We start from the raw sequence: 15,977 nt of genomic DNA on the forward strand, positions 1-15,977 counted from the left end.
AATGACCCCCATCGATCCCACTCCCAGGCCCCGCCGCAACGTCGAACTGGTCCTGCTGATCCTGGCGCTCTTGGTCGGCATCGGCGCCAACGCCCTCGTGGGCGTGGACCGGCAGAAGGCCTTCGACACCGACTTCTGGTTCCAGTCCGGGCTGCTGACCGCTGCCGCGCTGGCTTTCCACATGGTGTTGAGGTTCCGCGCCAAGTATGCCGATCCGGTAATACTTCCGCTGGTCATCGCCCTGAACGGCCTCGGCCTGGCCATGATCCACCGCCTCGACCGCGTGGGCGAGGACACCGGCAACAACCAGCTCCGGTGGACGCTGGTGGCCATGGCCGTCGCCATCGCCGTCGTGTTCTTCCTCAAGGACCACCGCCTGCTGCGCCGGTTCACCTACATCTCGCTCGCAGCGAGTGCGGTGCTGCTGGTCCTGCCGCTGGTCCCCGGCATCTCCGCCGGTGAGGTGCTCGGCGCCAGTGTCTGGATCAAGCTGGGCTCGATGACCTTCCAGCCGGGCGAAGTCGCCAAGATCACCCTCGCCATATTCTTCGCCGGGTATCTTTCCTCGAACCGGGACCTCATCCTGCTCGCCGGCCGCAAGGTCGGCCCCGTGCAGTTCCCCGGATCAAGGACATGGGCCCGATGATCACGGCCTGGCTGGTCAGCATCGGCGTGCTGATCTTCCAGCGCGACCTCGGCACTTCCATCCTGTTCTTCGGACTGTTCCTCGTGATGATCTACGTCGCCACCAGCCGGATCAGCTGGGTCATCATCGGCGTTGTCCTGATGGTGGCCGGTGGATTCGCCGCCGCCAAGGTCTTCTCCCACGTGGCGCTCCGGATCGACGGCTGGTGGAACGCCTTCACGGACGAGGTCTACGGCCGCGAGTTCGGCGGCAGCCGCCAGATCGTCGAGGGCCTCTTCGGCATGGCCAACGGCGGCCTCGTCGGCACCGGACTGGGCCAGGGCCGGCCCAACCTGGTCCCCTTCGCCAACAGCGACATGATCGTCGCCTCCTTCGGGGAGGAACTGGGCCTCATCGGGCTGTTCGCCATCGTGCTGATGTACCTGCTGCTCTTCACCCGCGGCTTCCGCGCCGCCCTGGGCACCCGGGACGCGTTCGGGAAGCTGCTGGCCACGGGCCTGTCCTTCGCCGTCGCGCTCCAGTGCTTCGTCGTCATCGGCGGCGTCACCCGGTTGATCCCGCTCACGGGCCTCACCACGCCGTTCCTGGCCGCCGGCGGTTCGTCGCTGCTGGCGAACTGGATCATCGTGGGGCTGCTGCTGATGATCTCGCACACCGCCCGTGGCCCGGTCGACACCACGCCGCTGCCGCCGGGCCAGGCTCCCGAGACCCACGCCGACGCCCCGGCCGTTCCGCCGAAGCCCGCGGCCGCCCCCGCGGCCCGGCCCGGCAAACCTTCCAGTCCAGACGCTCCGACCGAGGCGGTGACCTCCCTGTGAACCAGGCCATCCGAAACTCCTGGATCGCCGCGATCGCCATGTTCGCGCTGATCTTCGGGGCCCTGAGCTACGTGCAGGTGGTTGGCGCCGACGAACTGAAGGCCAACGCCTGGAACACCCGCACCCTGATCCAGAACTACTGCAACGACCGGGGCGCCATCATCGTCGGCGGCACCCCGATCGCCCAGTCCGTGCCGGGCAGTGAAAGCTGCCAGTTCCAGCGCACCTACACGCAGCCCGAGCTCTACGCCGGCGTCACCGGCTACTTCTCCCGGAACTATGGCCTGACCGGCATGGAACTGGCCATGAACGAGCAGCTCGCCGGAAGCTCGGACCAGCTGTTCCTGGACCGCGTCGGCCAGCTCTTCCTGGGCAACCAGCCCAAGGGCGCCTCGGTGGAGCTGACCCTGGATCCGAAGATCCAGAAGCTCGCCTACGACCTGATCCCTGACGGCCAGCGCGGCTCGATCGTGGTGACCAATCCGAAGACCGGTGCCATCCTGGCGATGGTGTCCAAGCCGTCCTACGACCCAAACCTCGTGGCCACGCAGGACAGCGACGCCGAGGCCGCGAACATCACCGCGCTGAACAAGGTACCGGGCATCAACCTGAACCAGTCGGTCAGCGGCCCCACCGGCGCGCTGCTGGCACCGGGTTCGGTGTTCAAAATCATCGACACCGCCGCCGCCCTGGGCTCCGGGAAGTACAACAAGGACAGCGAGCTGCCCAACCCGGCGGAGTTGCCGTTCCCCGGCATCCAGTACAAGCTGCCGAACTACGCCGGCGGCAACTGCTACACCCGGGACACGGCGTCCTTCGCGTTCGCCCTGCAGCAGTCGTGCAACACCCCTTCGCCAAGATCGCACTCGACCTGGGTCAGAAGGCCATCGCGGACCAGGCGGCCAAGTTCGGCTTCGGCCAGGACTTCGGCGACCAGCTGAAGCTGGACTCGGCCAAGAGCTTCTTCCCGACCGAACCGCTGGACGACGCCGGTCTGGCCCAGTCCGCGATCGGCCAGCGCGACGTGCGGGCCACCCCGCTGCAGATCAACCTGATGACCTCGGCGATCGCCAACGGCGGCGTCGAAATGAAACCAAACCTGATCAAGACCCTGCGGGCCCCCGATCTTCGGATCATCAACGAGCCGAAGCCGGAGTCCCTGCGGACCTCCACGACGCCGGAGATCTCCCGGCAGATCACCGAGTGGATGGCCAGCGTGGTCAGCGACGGCATCGCCAAGGGCGCGGCCGTTCCGGGCGTCCAGGTGGCCGGCAAGACCGGCACCGCGGAACTCGGCGACGGCAAGAACAACTCGTGGTTTACCGGGTTCGCCCCGGCCAATGACCCGCAAGTGGCTGTCACCATCGTCATGCAAGGCGTGGACATCACCACCGGAGCACAGCTAACCAGTCCTAATGCGAAGAAGATTTTTGAGGCGGTGTTGAACAAGTGAGGCCTTCATCGGGTATCACCCTCGGCGGCAGATTCCAGCTGACCACCCGGATTGCGATCGGCGGTATGGGCGAGGTCTGGAAGGCCAAGGACCTGATCCTGGGCCGGATCGTCGCGATCAAGGTCCTCAAGGAGGAATACACCGGCGACCCCGGCTTCCTGCAGCGCTTCCGCGCCGAGGCACGGCACACCGCCCTGCTCAACCACGTCGGCATCGCCAACGTCTTCGACTACGGCGAGGAGGAGGGCTCGGCCTACCTGGTGATGGAACTGGTGCCGGGCCAGCCGCTGAGCAGCATCATCGAACACGAGCAGGTGCTCTCCCCGGAGCGGACGCTGTCGATGATTTCGCAGACCGCCCGGGCCCTGTCGGTGGCCCACGCCCAGGGCCTGGTGCACCGCGACATCAAGCCCGGAAACCTGCTGATCACCCCGGACGGCAGGGTCAAGGTCACGGACTTCGGCATCGCCCGCCTGGCGGACCAGGTTCCCCTGACCCAGACGGGCCAGGTGATGGGCACCGCCCAGTACCTCGCCCCGGAGCAGGCCACCGGGCAGACGGCCACCGGCGCCTCGGACATCTACTCCCTCGGCGTCATCGGCTACGAGTGCCTGACCGGCCACCGGCCGTTCTCGGGCGAATCGCAGATCGCCATCGCCCTCGCCCAGGTCAACGACGCCCCGCCGCCGCTGCCGGACACCCTGCCGCGCCCCGTCCGGGCGCTGCTGATGTCCATGCTGGCCAAGGATCCGAAGAACCGCCCGGCCGACGCCATCAAGCTGGCCGAAGCCGCGGACGCGATCCGCAACGGTGACATCGCCGCCGCGCATGCAGCGGTACCCGGCATGCTGCTCTTCGAGGACACCAACGGTCCCGTCACCGCTCCCACGAGCGTCCAGACCGCCGCCACCGGCGTGATCGGTGGGGACAACCGCACCTCGGCCCTTCCCGTCGTCGGGGCCGCCGGTGCCGGTGCCGCCGCGGGGCTGGCCGCGGGTGCCGCGGCCGCCAGCGGCTACGGAGCGCGCAATGCCCTGAACCGGGCCGACGCCCTGGCCGCCGAACGCAACTGGCTGCCGGAGGAGGACGAGGAGGACTACGACGGCTACGAGCCGGAGGAAGAACCCAAGCGCCGCGGCCGCAGCCCGTGGACCTGGCCGCTGATCGCCCTGATCCTGCTGGTGCTCTTCGCCCTGGTCGGCATCGTGGTGTCGCAGGCCGGCAGCCTGTTCCCGTCCTCGACCGCCACGACGTCGAAGCCGGCGTCGACGACGGCGGCCCCGACGTCCTCGACTCCCACGCCGACGCCGACGCCGACCGTCAGCTCGGCGACGCCGACCGTGTCCACGCCGCCGGCGATCAACCTGGTTCCGGAGTCATATTTGGGTCGGCAGTACAACGATGTCCGCTCCCAGTTGATCGGGATGGGGCTGCAGGTCAAGGGCAACCAGGTGGCGGACCCGTCCACCCCCGGGACGGTCACGGACATCAACCCTTCCGGGCCGGTGCAGCGCGGTGACGTGATCACGGTGACGTACTCATCCGGTCCCCAGATGGTCGCGGTGCCCCAGTTCAAGCAGGGCGCCAGCGAAACCTCGGTGCAGCAGGCCATCGAGGCCGCCGGTCTGCGCTGGCAGAAGGGCGACCCGCTGCCGGGTACCAAGAACCAGCAGGAGGGCACTTTCGTCAGCTCCGAGCCGGCGTCCGGAACCCAGGTCCAGGCCGGATCGGTCGTGACCTACCACCTTGCCGCCGCACCGGCCGCGCCGACCCCGTCCCCGAGCCCCACCCCCACCAAGTAGGCCGTTGTGACTACCTCACCCCGAACTCCTTCGCACCGGGAGGACAGCGGCACGGCGAACACCCGGCGCGTCCTCAGCGGGCGCTATGAGCTGGGTGAGCTGATCGGCCGCGGCGGCATGGCGGACGTGTACCGCGGACTCGACACCCGGCTGGGCCGGACCGTCGCAATCAAGCTGCTGCGGCCGGACCTGGCCCGCGATCCGCAGTTCCAGGCCCGGTTCAAACGCGAGGCGCAGGCCGTCGCGGCCCTGAACCATCCCTCGATTGTGGCCGTGTTCGACACCGGGGACCATCCCGTCCCCGGCGGCCACGACGATCAGGTCAGGGTCCCGTACATCGTGATGGAGTACGTGGACGGCAGGACCATCCGTGACCTGATCCGGGCCAAGGACGTCACCATCGACCAGGCCGTCGACTTCGCCCTCGGCGTGCTGGCCGCGCTGGAGTACAGCCACCAGGCCGGCATCGTGCATCGTGACATCAAACCGGCCAACGTCATGTACTGCCCGGACACCAACAGCGTCAAGGTGATGGACTTCGGCATCGCCCGGGCCATGGCGGATTCCTCGGCCACCATGACCCAGACGCAGGCCGTGGTGGGGACGGCCCAGTACCTGTCGCCCGAGCAGGCCCGCGGCGAGACGGTGGACGCCCGGAGCGACCTGTATTCGGCGGGCTGCCTGCTGTACGAGATGCTGACCGGGCGGCCGCCGTTCGTCGGCGACAGCCCGGTGTCCGTGGCGTACCAGCACGTCCGGGAGATCGCGGAGCCGGCCAGCAGCCTCAACCCTGAGGTCTCGCCGGCACTGGACAGCGTGCTGGCGAAGGCGCTGCAGAAGAACCGGGCGGACCGCTTCCAGGACGCGTCCGCGTTCCGTCAGGCGCTGCGCGCGGCGCGCAACGGCGTCGGCGTCGCGGCCCTGCCCAGCAGCGAGGCACCCACCGACCCGACGAACACCGTCGAGTCGCCGGCCGACGTGCCCACGGCGGCGTTCGCCCTGACGGGCGCGAAGTTCCTTGACGATGCCCCCACCGGGCGGCTGTCCCTGGACGGGCACGACGACGGCGGGGCCGCGGTCGGCGCCCTCGAAGTTCCGGACAGCGGCGGCCTGCCGTTGGACCTGCCGGCCGAACGCGAGCCCAGCAGCCAGCAGAAGTCCAGGCGGCGCATGTGGATCGCGACGCTGATCATCTTCACCCTGCTGGTCCTGGCCGGCGGCGGACTGTGGCTGTACAACATGGTCAACCAGCAGCCGGCGCCGGTGGCGAAGGTCGATGTGCCATCCGTGGCGTCCCTCAGCGAATCCGAGGCGCTGCAGAAGCTCTACAACGTTGGCTTCAAGCCGCAGATCAGCCGCGTCCAGCACGAGACCATTCCCAAGGGCACCGCGGTGGGAACCGTGCCGTCGGCGGGCAGCAGCCTGGAGCGGAACTCGGACATCACGCTGAATATCTCCGAGGGGCCCAGCGTCATCAAGATTCCCGCGGATCTGCCCGGCCGGACCGAGGCGGACGCCCGCGACGTGCTGCGGCGGACCGGACTGACAGGCGCGCCGAAGACCACGCTGAATAACAGCGCCACCGTTCCTGCCGGGATCGTCATCACCACCAACCCCGCGCCCGGCCAGAGCGTGGCGGTGGGAAGCACGGTCGAGATCATCGTCTCCACCGGCAAGGTGGCGGTACCCCAGCTCGTCGGCCTGCCGCGGGCCGAGGCGGAGGCCGCACTCAAAAACGCAGGTCTGAACGCCAATGTCACCGAGGTGGAGAACTCCCAGGTCGACCCGGGCAAGGTCACGGGCCAGAGCGACGCCGCGGACTCCACCGTGGAGCAGGGCAAGACCATCACGGTGACCGTGGCGAAGGCACCCGCGCCTGCACCGACGCCCACGCCCACGCCCACCCCGACTCCCACCAAGACGGGCAAGGACTCCGGCAACAACAGTTCCGGCGGGCTCCTCGGCGGCCTCTGACCGTCGGTTAGTACCGGATCGGGCTAGTCCGTGTCCGGGGTGGTCCTTGGCAGGTGTGGCGCCGGATCGGGTCAGTGCTTGATCAGCGGGCTCAGCACAGCGGCGCGCTGGGCGGCGCCGGCCATGCCGAGGGACTCCAGCCAGTTACCCAGCATCAGGTAGCCGCCTTCGGTCAGCACCGATTCGGGGTGGAACTGGACACCGCAGAGCGGCGCGGAGCGGTGCTGCAGGCCCATGACGACGCCGGTGCCGGTTTCCGCGGTGATCTCCAGCTCGGCCGGGATGCTCTCGCGGACTGCGGCCAGGGAGTGATAGCGGGTGGCGGTAAACGGAGAGGGGAGCCCGGCGAAGACGCTGCCGCCGTGGTGTTCCACCAGTGAGGTCTTGCCGTGCATCAGCTCGGGGGCGTGGGTGACGGTCCCGCCGTAGGCCTCGGCCAGGGCCTGGTGCCCCAGGCAGACGCCGAGCATAGGCTTGCTGTGCTCCCCGCACCACTTGATCAGGTCGATGCAGACGCCGGCTTCCGCGGGGGCGCCGGGACCTGGGGAAATGAGCACGCCGTCGCGCGCTTCGGCCATCTCAATGGCCTCGGCGAGCGTGACGTCGTCGTTGCGGACCACTGTGGTTTCCGCGCCGAGCTCCTGGAGGTAGCCCACCAGGGTGTAGACGAAGCTGTCGTAGTTATCCACGACCAGGATCTTGGTTGCGCTCATGGGTGCCGTGCCGTGCCAATCGTTGAATCTGTGAACGGGCCGAATTGCGCCATCCACGGGAAAAGGAACTGAACCATCAATACCAGTACCCCGGCCAGCAGCACCAACGCCGTGACAATGCGCAGCCAGAGGGGGCCGGGGAGGTGGCGGAAAATCCAGGCGTACATGTCTCAGCCGCCCTCTCTGGTCCGGCCCACCTGGGCGGCGATCTCCGCGGGTGGTCCGGCGGAGGCCGGCTGCCAGCCCTCCATGGTCGAATAGGCGACGAAGCGCTCCTGCGAGCCGAACCGGGGGTTGCAGCTGGTGAGGGTGAGGTAGCGGTTCTGCGGTGCCACTCCGGGCCGGGTTGGCACCGGAAGCAGCACGTCCACGGCCGTGGGCAGGACGATCTGGCTGTTGCGGAACACGTAGGTGTAGTAGCCGTCGCGGGTTTGGATGTAGATCCGGTCGCCGGGGACCAGGCTGTCAATGGCGTCCAGCACGGCACCGTGGGTCTGCCGGTGGCCGGCGAGGGCGACGTTGCCCACGCCGCCGGGCATCGCCGTCCCCTCGTAGTGGCCGAGGCCCAGGGAATCCAGCACCGCCGTCGTCGTTCCCTGCACCAGGGGCCGGGTGTACGTGCCGCCGAAACGCGGGATATAGACGACGCCGATCGTGCTACCGGGCGCCGGTTCGTCGGCGACCAGCGGCGGGCCCGGGGCTGGCGGGGCAGCGGAGGCGGGTGGGGCGGCGGGCCCGTCGAGGGACCGGGCGAACTCGGTGACGGCGGCCTGCTGGCGGGAATCGGCGTCGACGTTGGTCCACCAGAGCTCCCACGCGACAAACAGCAGAAGCACCACGCCGGCGGTGACCAGCAGCTCTCCGCCGATCAGCAGCGCCCACCGTCCCGGGGAGCGGCTGCCTGAGTCACGTAGTGTCCCGGGCTTTGCCGACGCGCCCGGCACGTCTGAAGGGTGTCCGGACACCGCTTTCTGCAGCAGCACCTGATTCCTCCCTAGGCATCCGCGGCGTCTGCGCGGTTGTGTCCTGAATAACAGCTAGAATTGTGGGGATTTAAACCCGTCCACGATTGTGCAGTCCGCCGGCTTTTCTTTTTTGCAGGATATCAAGCCGCCGTTCGCTCATCGTCAGCCGCCCGCCAAGGAGGACCCGTGCCCGAGTCGAAGCCCCGAAAGAGGTCTGCCGCACCCGAGCAGACTCCCGCCGCGGAGGCCTACAAACCGAACCCGGTGTGGTTCAAGCCGGTGATGTTCGGCCTGATGATCATCGGCCTGCTGTGGATCATCACGTTTTACATCAGCGAAGGCACCCTGCCGGTCAAGGACTGGGGCGCAGGCAACATCATCGCCGGCTTCGGCATCGCCATCGTCGGGTTCCTGATGACCACCCGCTGGCGCTCCTAGCCTCATTTCGACCTTCCGGACCGGCACCTTGTGTGCCGGTCTGTTGGTTTAAGGCTCGGCGTCCTCCCGCGCCGTCCGTCCCCGGTTATAACGTCGGCGGCGCCCGCTAGGCTCGGAGTCATCCCGGACAGGAGAATCCCATGAGTACCGAACCCCTCGCCAGCACCGGCGCCTCCGCAAGCGGCGGAACAGTCATCGGCGACGACGGCCTGGCCCGTCCCGTGTGGGCCTCCTCCGATCCCATGCTCCGGGACTATTACGACACCGAGTGGGGTCTCCCGGTCCGCGATGAACAGGGCCTCTACGAGAGGATAAGCCTCGAAGCGTTCCAGGCCGGCCTGTCCTGGGCAACCATCCTGCGCAAGCGCCCGGCCTTCCGGGCCGCCTTTGCCGACTTCCACCCGGACACCGTTGCGGAGTTCACGGACAGCGACGTCGAACGCCTGATGCAGGATGCCGGGATCGTCCGCAACCGGCTCAAGATCCAAGCCGCGATTACCAATGCCCGCGCCACCGTGGAACTGCGGAACGACGGCGGACTGGTGAACTTCGTGTGGGGCTTCCAACCGGAGTCGACGCCTGAACCGACGGCGCTGCACCACATCCCCACCACCTCACCCGAGTCTGTGGCCCTCTCGAAGGCCCTCCGCAAGCGCGGCTTCGCCTTTGTGGGCCCGACGACGATGTTCGCGCTGATGGAGGCGATCGGCATGGTCGATACCCACCTCATGGACAGCCACCGCCGGGGCAGTTCCGGAGTGTGGCCCCGGTAGAGGGTCTCTGGGTCCACTGGGCCCCAAACTTCCATGGGGTCTGCGCCGCTCCAACACCGCTCCTCCAAACGCTTCGCCCGTCCGGACAGGCAGCCGCGCAGCACATAAATCACTCCGAATCTTCATCCCCAGCTGTGCACAAGAGGCACAAAGTTATCCACAGGCTGTGGATCCAATGCGTGGATAACCGTGGTCGTCGCACAGATTCGGGCCGACTCGCGGGCTTGTGGGGATCCGATTGTGAATTACGTCGGCAGACTTACAGGACTGTGAGTTATTAACACTGTGGAAACGGCTGTGGATAAGGCGCGAGGTTTGTCAGCGGGACGGGACGGCCGTGCATGTGTCGAAGGAGTTCGGATTCGGACGTCCGCTTGAACCCCAAAGCTTCTCCTAGGACCCGCCTAGCTGGCCTCGATAGCCTCCAATCAGCCAGGCCCCACAGCCGCGTGCAGTTTATCCACTCCGAGTACCCACAAGTTATCCACAACTGGGGATAACGGGTGCACTGCCCTCTTTTCCGGCGTCAACAGGGCCGGAGAGGCGGGGCCGACCAGAGAGTAACTAGGCTGTCGAGTTATTAACACTGTGAAAAAGGCTGTGCATAAACGCCATAAATCTGATCTATAACCCCAAGTCAGGGTGCATTCGGTGGATTTCGGCTTGGATCGGCCCTCAACGCCCACGAGTTGTCCACTTACCCACACAGGATTCCCCAAAAGTTATCCACAGCTGTGGAGGAGCCGGTGTGTAACTGTTACCAAGCGGCTTAAATCCGCCAGCATGAGCGGCTCAAGGGCAACACCGCACCTGAACTACACGCCTGTAAGTTACCAACAATGTGGATAAGCCCTGTGGAAAAGCGGTCGCCCGGCTACTGAAGAGCCCATCCCTCCTGTTGGCCAGGAGTAACGGACGGCGGATCCGCTACGCTTCCGGACCACCGCACCCGGATCCATGGCGCCCCCATCCGGATCCGCCGCGGAAAGGGGAGGGTTCCCTAGGCTCAGAGACAGCACCGAGAGAGTGGAGAGGCAGAAATTGATCCACAGCGCCGGAATCAGCAGCGGAGTCCGAGACCGGGAGCGTGCGGCCGCACAGGCCAAACTCTGGCAATAAAGGCTGTCGAACCCGTCGTCAGCAGAGAGGTATCGCGGAGACCGCTACGATTTCGGACCAGCGCATGCCGGGTCCGGGGTGCACCGGTCCGAAATCGGCGCAAGAAAGAGGATGCGGTGCGCCGGCCCGAAACTGGCGCGAAAAGAGGGGCGCGAGTCTGGCTGGAGTTGGCGCCGCAACTGGAGAAGAACCCGCAGCCCGCCCTCAGCTACACCGGCAGGGCTGCAGTCGTGGCGGCGCGAACGGCGGTGGCGGCGACCAGGAGCCCCACCACCACCAGGAGGCCCAGGAACTGGAGTACGCCCTGGCGCCGGCCGCGGGGCACATAGGCAATGGCGGCCGCGCAGAGGGCACCGGTGACCAGGCCGCCGAGATGGGCCTGCCAGGCAATTTGCGGCACTACGAAACCGATGACGGCGTTGATCGCGATCAGGACCCAGAGTTGCCGGGTGTCACCGCCGCGGCGGCGCTGCACCACCAGCATGGCGCCGAAGAGGCCGAAGATGGCCCCGGATGCGCCGACCACGCCGGCCAGTTGCTGGCCGGGAACGTACGCCGGGGTGAGGAGGTAGTAACCGACCGAACCGCCGACGGCGGAGATCAGGTAGAGGGCCAGGAAGCGGATCCGCCCCAGCAGGGGCTCCAGCGCCTGGCCAAAGATCCACAACATGTACATGTTCAGCAGGATGTGGAGGATGAAGCCCTGGGAGTGTAGGAACGCGGAGGTCAGCATCCGCCAGGGTTCGAACGCCCCGAATTCGGGGGTGGCGTAGACGGTGGCGAAAGCCAGGTTCTGATAGACCCAGTCGTTCGGCACGATCCACTGCAGGACATAGAGGATGGCGCAGGCGGCGATGATGCCCAAGGTGGCCACCGGCCGGCCGGCCGCGGCAACCCCGCCAAAGGCGGAGCGGACCTGCGGCGCGGAGCGCTGGGCTTCGTTGACACAGTCAACGCATTGGAATCCGACGGCGGCCGCCCGCTGGCAATCGGGGCATGCCGGACGCCCGCACCGCTGGCACCGCACATAGGCGGGCCGGTCGGGGTGGCGGGGGCATACCGGGACGTCTGCGGACGGCTCGGCCGACGGGATTCCGTAGCTCATGGCGGAAGTTAGAGCTTTTCGACGTCGATGCTGTTGATGACGACGTCTTCAACCGGACGGTCGCCCATGCCGGTGCGGACACCCTCGATGGCGTCAACGACCTTCTTCGACTCCTCGTCGGCCACCTCACCGAAGATGCTGTGCTTGCCCTGCAGCCAGCCGGTGGGGATGGTGGTGATGAAGAACTGGGAGCCGTTGGTGCCGCGGCCCATCTGGATGCCGGCGTTGGCCATGGCGAGCTTGTAGGGCTTGTTGAAGTTCAGTTCCGGGTGGATCTCGTCGTCGAACTTGTAGCCCGGTCCGCCGATGCCGCGGCCCAGCGGGTCGCCGGCCTGGATCATGAAGTCCTTGATGATGCGGTGGAAGATCGTGCCGTTGTACAGCGGCGTGCCGGTCTTGTCCTCGCCCGTTTCCGGGTGGGTCCAGGCCTTCTCACCGGTGGCGAGGCCGACGAAGTTGTCCACGGTCTTCGGCGCGTGGTTGCCGAAGAGGTTGACGACAATGTCGCCCATGCTGGTGTGAATGGTTGCTTTTGCAGTTGCGATGGCAGTCATGGGCCTATTCTTCCACGGCGCTGTCCGGCGTACAGGGGCGCGGGCTGAGTTCCGCGCTGGGTGAAATCGCCGCGAAATAAGGGCTGAGAATAGCCGGTGGAGTTCCGGCCACGTAGGCTAACTGCAGAACCGTCACATTAATCGGGAGGTAGTTGTGAAGAAAACGGACCGTATTGCCCGTGAGCTGGAGCACTCGGTGTCCAGCGCCGTGGAAAACGCCAAGGATTGGGCCACCCCCGGGTGGAGGCAGCCGTTGACTGGGCCGTTCCGCGCTTGCAGCAGGGCCTGGATACCGCTTCCCCGAAGATCCAGGAGGGCCTGAAGTCCGCGGCCCACAACCTGGCCGACGGCGTCGCCACCGTCACCCCCGCATCCAGGACGGTCTGGCCCAGCTTGCGCCGAAGATCCACGACGCCGTCGACGCCGCCACCCCGCGGCTGCACGACGCGCTGGACAAGGCCACCCCGGTGATCGCCAACGCGCGTGACCGCGTCGTCGTTGAGTACCTGCCGAAGCTCTCGGACCAGATCGGTGCCGCATCCGACGCCGTTCACCGCACCCTTGAAGGCGCCCCGGCCCACGTCGACGCCGTCGCCCAGCGCCTCGCCGACTCCGGCGTCGTACAGAACGTGCAGGAACAGGCACAGGCTGCCGGCAAGCAGATCAAGGCTGCCGCCTCCGACGCCACCCGCGCCGTGACCGGCGAGGTCGCCAAGCAGCAGAAGCCCAAGCACCGCGGTTTCCTGATCTTCGGCATCATCACCGCCGCCGTAGCAGCTGGCGTCGCCGCCTGGAAGGCGTCCAAGCCGGTCGAAGACCCGTGGAAGACCCCGAGCCCGGTGAAGCCCGCCACCCCGGCACCGGTTCCGGCCACCACGGTCACCGAGGTCAAGGAAGAGGCGAAGCACGCTGCCTCCAAGGCCGCCGACGCCGTCGGTTCCGCCACCTCCGCCGCCGCCGACAAGCTTGGTGACGCATCGTCCAAGGTCGGCGACGCCGCCAAGGAAGCCACCGACGCCGTCGCCAGCAAGGCTGACGAGGCGGCTAAGGAGCCCGAGAAGTCCGATGCCGACAAGAAGGTCGCCAAGGACGCCAAGACCGCGATGAACAACATTGCGGCCAGCCTGAACGACGAGGGCAAAACCAAGTAAGCACCGCTGTTGCCATCCATTGGGCGGCTGCAGCCACACAGGGAGGGTCACCGCCGCGGGCGGGGCCCTCCCTTTGTTATGCCGATCCGCCGGGGTCCCAACCCGCCCGGATGCTAAATTTGGGGGGATGTCACGCGAAGAGTCCCAGCTGGGTTCCCCCGACGATGCAGCGCTGCCGCCTGCCGTCTCCATCGTCATCCCGGCGTACAACGAGGAAAGCGTGATCCGGCAGTGCCTCATCGCTGCCGTCTACCAGTCCGTTCCGGCGCACGAGATCATCGTGGTGGACAACATGTCCAAGGACCGGACCGCCGACATCGTCCGGCAGATGCAGCTGGAATACCCGGAGAGCCGGATCCTGCTGATGAGCCAGGACAGTGATCAGGGCCTGATTCCCACGCGGAACTTCGGTCTGAACCACGCCACGGGCGACGTGCTCGGACGGATCGACGCCGATTCGGTCCTGGAACCGGACTGGGTGGAACAGGTGCAGAAGGCCTTCGCCGATCCCTCAGTCGCCGCCGCCACCGGTCCGGTGGTGTACTACGACATGCCGATGCGCCGCTTCGGGCTCAAGGCCGACGACAAAATGCGGCAGCTGATGCTCAAGCTCGCCAAGCACCAGTACCACTTCCTGTTCGGCTCCAACATGGCCCTGCGCCGCTCGGCCTGGGAGACCATCAAGGGCGAGACCTGCCGGGATGAGCGGGACGAGATGCACGAGGACATCGACCTGTCCCTGCACCTTGCCGACCACGAGCTCCGGATCCAGTACTGGCCGCAGATGATCTCCGGGATGTCCGCCCGGCGGCTCGAAGACTCGCCCCGCGACTACCGCTACTACGTCACCCGCTTCGACCGGACCTACAAGGCCCACAACGTCAAGAAGATGGCCCTCAAGGCCCCCATGGTGGTCTTCTTCTCGGTGTACTTCCCGGCCAAGCTGCTGCGCGCCCTGCACACAGTGAACACGGCCCAGCCCGTGCGCCGCGGCGGCCAGTAGCCGCAGTTAATTCCGTACGGGTTAGTCCGTACCCAGCTCCGCCAGTCTGGCCGCACTCCGCCGCACAGCGCGTGAACGGCGCTGGCCGAGGACCACGACGGCGAGTCCCACCAGGATCATGGCCAGCCCCACGTACGTGCCGGCGGGCAGCTTCTCACCCAGGAACGCGGCGGCCAGCAGGGCGGCTCCCGGGATCTCAAGCAGGATGATCATGGACACCAGCAGGGGGCTCATGGTGGCCAGCAGGTGGTTGAAGGCCGTGTGGCCCACGAGTTGCGCGCAGACGGTAATGGCGAGGATTCCCAGCCAGCCAGCGGCCTCGAAGCCGCCCAGGGGCTGTCCGCTGGTCAGCGCCAGGACGGCGACGACGGCGGCGCACATTCCGTAGCAGAGGCTGGTGTAGACGCCGGTGCTCATGGTCTGCCGCGCCTTGCCGCCGGCGAGGGTGTAGACGCCGGCCAGCATCCCGCCGGCGACGGCCAGGAGGTCCCCGGTGAGCGCGTGCGGGGAGGTCCCCATGTCGAAGCCGGTAATGGCCACCACGCCCGCGAATGCCAGCCCCAGCCCGGCCAGGACCTGCCAGCCGTGCCGGACGCCGCGGAACATCTGGAAGACGGCGATCCAGCCTGACTGCAGGCAGACCAGCGCGGTGGCGGCGGCCACGGACGTCAGCTGCAGGGAGGTGATGAAGCAGGCGAAGTGCAGGGCGAGGGCGACGGCGGCCGCCAGGGACCAGCGGAACTCGGCGGCGGTGACGCGGCCAAACTGCCGTGGCTGACGGACCAGGACGGGCCCGGCCATGACTACGGCGCCGATGGCGTTCCGCCAGAACGCGACGGCAAGGGCGCTGACGGTGGTGGCGCCCAGCGTCGCGGCAATCAAGGGGCCGGAGGAGGCCACACCAAGGACGCCCAGGGCGGCGAGGAAGAAGGTCACGCCTCAACCCTAATGGGCGTACAGCGGTGGCCCGTGCCTTGGCGGTATGCGGGGAAGATGAAGCTTAAAGCAAAAGTCCCGGCCAGCGTTTCCGCTGACCGGGACTTCTCGATGGTGGAGGCACGGGGACTCGAACCCCGAACCCCCTGCTTGCAAAGCAGGTGCGCTACCAATTGCGCCATGCCCCCATCGGAGCAACCCACCAATCCGGCTAGTCGACCGTGTCGGTCGATTCGCTCCAGATTGCTTTCCGGGCTTCGGCTTCCTGCACTTTCCTGTAGACCAGGACGCCTGCGAGCGTAGCTGCCAATACCAGCAACTTCTTCACATGCACCCCGTTCCGGTCCGCTTTCGCGTTCCTTTACAAGAACCAGTACAGGTTCCGTGGGCGTACCAGGACTTGAACCTGGGACCTCTTCGTTATCAGCGAAGCGCTCTAACCGCCTGAGCTATACGCCCCGATGCCTCATCGGGCCGAGATATGACTTTACAGCACATCCCGGCCCGATCTCAAATCGAGGCATTTA

11 protein-coding genes, 2 tRNA genes and 3 pseudogenes are annotated in these 15,977 nt (G+C 67.0%); 8 read left to right on the forward strand and 8 right to left on the reverse strand.

The genetic code is table 11. The features are described from left to right. Position 1: 1 nt before the first annotated feature. The 4 genes and pseudogenes from ACRQ5B_RS05905 (at position 2) to pknB (ending at position 6,693) form a co-directional block, all read left to right on the forward strand. Positions 2-1,464, forward strand: a pseudogene (locus ACRQ5B_RS05905) (FtsW/RodA/SpoVE family cell cycle protein). Next, a pseudogene (locus ACRQ5B_RS05910) lies at positions 1,461-2,917 on the forward strand (peptidoglycan D,D-transpeptidase FtsI family protein). The pseudogenes ACRQ5B_RS05905 and ACRQ5B_RS05910 overlap by 4 nt, the downstream one beginning before the upstream one ends. Continuing rightward, on the forward strand, positions 2,914-4,719 hold the full coding sequence (locus ACRQ5B_RS05915) for a protein kinase domain-containing protein (protein ID WP_432397877.1): 1,806 nt from the start codon (positions 2,914-2,916) through the stop codon (positions 4,717-4,719). The pseudogene ACRQ5B_RS05910 and the gene ACRQ5B_RS05915 overlap by 4 nt, the downstream one beginning before the upstream one ends. A gap of 6 nt (positions 4,720-4,725) precedes the next feature. Then, positions 4,726-6,693: a Stk1 family PASTA domain-containing Ser/Thr kinase gene (gene pknB, locus ACRQ5B_RS05920; protein ID WP_432397880.1), complete on the forward strand. Its 1,968-nt coding sequence runs from the start codon at positions 4,726-4,728 to the stop codon at positions 6,691-6,693. A gap of 71 nt (positions 6,694-6,764) precedes the next feature. Here pknB and ACRQ5B_RS05925 read toward each other — a convergent pair whose 3' ends face one another. After that, entirely contained in the window at positions 6,765-7,406 is a 642-nt protein-coding gene (locus ACRQ5B_RS05925) for an aminodeoxychorismate/anthranilate synthase component II (RefSeq protein WP_432397882.1), read from the reverse strand. Positions 7,407-7,576: 170 nt separating this feature from the next. After that, complete coding sequence (locus ACRQ5B_RS05930; protein WP_432397884.1) at positions 7,577-8,389, reverse strand: class E sortase; 813 nt, start codon at positions 8,387-8,389, stop codon at positions 7,577-7,579. Positions 8,390-8,557: 168 nt separating this feature from the next. On the opposite strand from ACRQ5B_RS05930, the gene ACRQ5B_RS05935 reads away from it, so the two are divergent. Together ACRQ5B_RS05935 and ACRQ5B_RS05940 are read left to right on the forward strand one after the other, a co-directional pair. Then, positions 8,558-8,809 carry a cell division protein CrgA gene (locus ACRQ5B_RS05935; RefSeq protein WP_412884443.1) on the forward strand — a complete coding sequence of 84 codons (252 nt, stop codon included), beginning with the start codon at positions 8,558-8,560 and terminating at the stop codon, positions 8,807-8,809. A gap of 140 nt (positions 8,810-8,949) precedes the next feature. Next, positions 8,950-9,582 (forward strand): DNA-3-methyladenine glycosylase I, encoded by a 633-nt coding sequence (locus tag ACRQ5B_RS05940; RefSeq protein WP_432397887.1) that lies wholly within the window; start codon positions 8,950-8,952, stop codon positions 9,580-9,582. A 1,327-nt stretch (positions 9,583-10,909) separates the two neighbouring features. Here ACRQ5B_RS05940 and ACRQ5B_RS05945 read toward each other — a convergent pair. Continuing rightward, a complete protein-coding gene (locus ACRQ5B_RS05945) occupies positions 10,910-11,806 on the reverse strand; it encodes a rhomboid family intramembrane serine protease (protein ID WP_432397890.1) in 897 nt (298 codons plus the stop codon). Between the two features lie 8 nt (positions 11,807-11,814). Beyond that, positions 11,815-12,360: a peptidylprolyl isomerase gene (locus tag ACRQ5B_RS05950; RefSeq protein WP_432397893.1), complete on the reverse strand. Its 546-nt coding sequence runs from the start codon at positions 12,358-12,360 to the stop codon at positions 11,815-11,817. 154 nt (positions 12,361-12,514) lie between these two features. On the opposite strand from ACRQ5B_RS05950, the pseudogene ACRQ5B_RS05955 reads away from it, so the two are divergent. Continuing rightward, positions 12,515-13,511, forward strand: a pseudogene (locus ACRQ5B_RS05955) (hypothetical protein). 127 nt (positions 13,512-13,638) lie between these two features. After that, complete coding sequence (locus tag ACRQ5B_RS05960; RefSeq protein ID WP_412884439.1) at positions 13,639-14,514, forward strand: glycosyltransferase; 876 nt, start codon at positions 13,639-13,641, stop codon at positions 14,512-14,514. Between the two features lie 21 nt (positions 14,515-14,535). On the opposite strand, the gene ACRQ5B_RS05965 is transcribed toward ACRQ5B_RS05960, so the two are convergent. The 4 genes from ACRQ5B_RS05965 to ACRQ5B_RS05980 form a co-directional block, all read right to left on the reverse strand. After that, entirely contained in the window at positions 14,536-15,450 is a 915-nt protein-coding gene (locus ACRQ5B_RS05965) for a DMT family transporter (RefSeq protein WP_432397896.1), read from the reverse strand. Positions 15,451-15,562: 112 nt separating this feature from the next. After that, positions 15,563-15,638: transfer RNA gene (locus tag ACRQ5B_RS05970), tRNA-Ala, on the reverse strand. A gap of 23 nt (positions 15,639-15,661) precedes the next feature. Beyond that, positions 15,662-15,784 carry a DLW-39 family protein gene (locus tag ACRQ5B_RS05975; RefSeq protein ID WP_412893221.1) on the reverse strand — a complete coding sequence of 41 codons (123 nt, stop codon included), beginning with the start codon at positions 15,782-15,784 and terminating at the stop codon, positions 15,662-15,664. 51 nt (positions 15,785-15,835) lie between these two features. After that, positions 15,836-15,909: transfer RNA gene (locus tag ACRQ5B_RS05980), tRNA-Ile, on the reverse strand. Positions 15,910-15,977: the final 68 nt, after the last annotated feature.

This window comes from Pseudarthrobacter sp. L19, from assembly GCF_050859435.1.
Taxonomy (GTDB): Bacteria; Actinomycetota; Actinomycetes; order Actinomycetales; family Micrococcaceae; genus Arthrobacter.